At 66.9% G+C, this 2,735-nt stretch carries 2 protein-coding genes; both read right to left on the bottom strand.

The features are described from left to right. Nucleotides 1-106 precede the first annotated feature (106 nt). A complete protein-coding gene (locus MOV75_RS33565; protein WP_247007477.1) occupies nucleotides 107-574 on the bottom strand; it encodes a hypothetical protein in 468 nt (155 codons plus the stop codon). A 91-nt stretch (nucleotides 575-665) separates the two neighbouring features. Next, complete coding sequence (locus tag MOV75_RS33560) at nucleotides 666-2,342, bottom strand: ParB/RepB/Spo0J family partition protein (protein ID WP_247007476.1); 1,677 nt, start codon at nucleotides 2,340-2,342, stop codon at nucleotides 666-668. Between the last annotated feature and the right edge of the window lie 393 nt (nucleotides 2,343-2,735).

The raw sequence follows: 2,735 nt of genomic DNA, 5'->3' as shown, positions 1-2,735 counted from the left end.
GTCTCGCCCACGCGCGCCGCGAGGAAGCCCTCGGCACTGCGTCCATACTCGACCTCCGGGTTTCCGGAGGTCGAGTACGGCAGGGTTTCGTGCGGGAGAGAAGCGGTCATGCTGCCCTCCCTTCGACGGCGTCCGCGCCGACCTCGTCGGCAGTCACTTGCTGGAGCACCGCGCCCGGATAGCCATGGCGCGTCAGCCACTCCTTGGCGTCGGCCTCATCGGCCGCGAGATAGACGAGCTCGCCGCCAGCACGGTCGAGCACGCGGACGGAGCCGAGGGCGGGACGCTCGACGATGGTGAACCTGAGCTTCGACTCCAGCGAGAAAGTCCGGTGGACGCGGATGGCGACGACGCCGCTGGCGTCGTAGTCCGCCTCGTGCAGGGTGAAACAGGCCGACAGCGAAACACTGCCAGTGCCTCGTCCGCCCTGCTTTCGGATCAGGCGGCCTTTGCTGTTGCTGGTCTGCCAGGCGGCGAGCTTCTTTCTGAAGCGCGCCGGCGGCTGCGGCGTTCCGTCGGACCAGGCGACGATCGAGCCGATGGGTGCATTGTCGAAGATCGTGTGCGCGGACATCGTGTCCTCCTCATTTGCGCATGCGTGAAAACAAAGCCGCCGCCGGCTGGGCCGGCGGCGGTGGATCGTTCGGAAGAAAAGGCGCGTCCCTCTATTCGGCCGCCTCCCTGAATGCCTCGGTCTCTTCGTCAGAGGGGCCATCCCGCATGCCGGCGGCGTCCTCTTCAGCTTCGTCGGCGTCTGCCGTCGTCTCGCTCGACGACAACCATTGCGAAAGCTTCACACCGTCCGGTGCGAAGAGCGCTGTGGGATGGACGAAGTGCCCTTCCTTGAAGTGCTCAACGAGCGCCGCGCGCGTGTCCTTCACGCGCTGGCGCGGCAGGACCGGCGTCTCCTTGCACGACGCCTCGAGGGCAGGGCGCGACAGGCAGGAAAGGAACTCCTCCGTGCCCATATTCGGCAGGAAGGTGTCCGCCCCGACTACCGCGCCGGCGATGCGGGCGACGATGCCACTATTGGTGGCGTTCTCCCGACATGAGAACACGTTGACCAGCATGGTGCGCGCCGCGACCCGAAGTGTGTCCATGTCGAAAGAGAGATTGCCGTCTGCGTCGAACAGCGCCGCTGCGTTCTTCGCAAGGCGGCTGTGGCCGTAATAGGTCCCGCCGCTTCCCGTCATCACGGAGACGTTCTGGCCCGCGAAGGCGAGGATCAGCAGTGCCATCAGCGCGTCGTCCTCGATCGGAGCGCGGCCGAGCGCCTCGCGCAGCGCGTCGGTGCGGTAATCGCCGATCATTTCGGCGCCCTTGCGCGTTACGTCGGGACGTGGCTTCGAGACTTCGCCGACAGCGTCCGGAGCGTTGTCCGATCCTGTGCCGGTCTGGCCCTTCGGCTTCTTCGCCGCAGGCATGCGATAGTGGACGGTCTGCACGCGGCCGTCGCGGTCGAGATACATCGCCGTGCAGTCGGACTTCGCCGGCTTGCCGTAGACCCGCTCAGCCTTCGCGGGTAGCTTCACCTCGCCACAGTTGGTGGTCTCCGCGATGATGCCCTTCTTCGGCAGGTTGTTTGCCATCCACTCCTGCTGGGCACCGAGGAAGGCCTCGACGTCCGTGGTATAGCGGCTGTCCTCGTCAGCCGGAGCAAACAGGTCCTCGACCCACTGGATTCCGTAGGCCTGCGCAAGGTCGTCGCCGAAGCTCGCGTGGCGCGCGTGCATGCGGGTCTTCTGCAACGCTTGTGCGACACTCCACCACGAGACCTGCGGATCGGCCTTCGACGGCTTGTGCTTCTTCCAGACTTCCTTCTGCTCGTCGAGCGAGGCTGCGGCGATGGTGCGGAGCTGCTGCTCGTTCGGCATGTCGCCCTTGGCCATGTGGTCGAGCATGGCGGGAAGCACGTTCGCCAGCAGGCGCAGCTTCTTGATCTGACGCACCGGCAGCGCGAGCGCGACGCCGATCGCCTCCTCGGTCCAGCCGAGCGCGACCAGGCGCTCGATCGCACGCCACTGGTCGACCGGGTTCAGCGCCTCACGGGCGATGTTCTCGACCATCGAGCGCATGGCGCCGTTGTCGTTCGCCGCCTCGTCGACGAGCACGTCGATCTCCTCGAGGCCAGCGGCGATCGCCTGCTTCACGCGGCGGTGGCCGGCGTTGATGACGTAGCCGTTGCCGCCGCCTGTCTCAGGCGTGATCACCGGCGGCTGGACGATGCCGACGGCCTTGATCGTGGCAAGCAGCAGGGCATCGGCCTGCGGCGTCGACTTCGTCTGGCGCATGCGGTCGGGGTTCTCCTTCAGCGCGCGCGGATCGACCTTGATGAGTTGCATGGGAACGCTCCTTTTTGGGATTGCGGACCGGCACGCCGGCCCTTTCTCGTCTTCTTCCCGAAGACACCCCTGGGCCCTGCGGAGCGGACGGGCCGGTGCAACTGCGGCCGAGCATCCCTGCCCGGCGGGACCAGCAGGGCCTAAGCCCTGCGCAGGACGACGGGTTGGGATCGCGCAGGCGGCGGTTGAGCGCTAGCGTCGACGGCCCGCCCGATCTGCGAGCGGGCCTTCTCCCTTCCTCTCTCCTCCCTTTTTGTTCACGCGGCCGCGGCAATTTCACGGGTGCCTTCCCCGTCCTCCGCCAAGGCCTTCTCCGCCTCGGCCAGCTGCCGGCGCTTTTCGGCAAGCTCGCCCGCGAAGGCGAAGTCGCCGCCGTCGCGCGACTCATAAGAC

The sequence above is a fragment of the Bradyrhizobium sp. PRIMUS42 genome (assembly GCF_023006515.1).
Taxonomy (GTDB): domain Bacteria; phylum Pseudomonadota; class Alphaproteobacteria; order Rhizobiales; family Xanthobacteraceae; genus Bradyrhizobium.
This window is presented reverse-complemented; position numbering and strand designations above follow the sequence as displayed.

Excerpts from the sequence above, each read along its gene's own strand:
- MOV75_RS33560 (WP_247007476.1), bottom strand. The coding sequence starts at position 2,342 with ATGCAACTCATCAAGGTCGATCCGCGCGCGCTGAAGGAGAACCCCGAC.
- MOV75_RS33565 (WP_247007477.1), bottom strand. The coding sequence starts at position 574 with ATGTCCGCGCACACGATCTTCGACAATGCACCCATCGGCTCGATCGTC.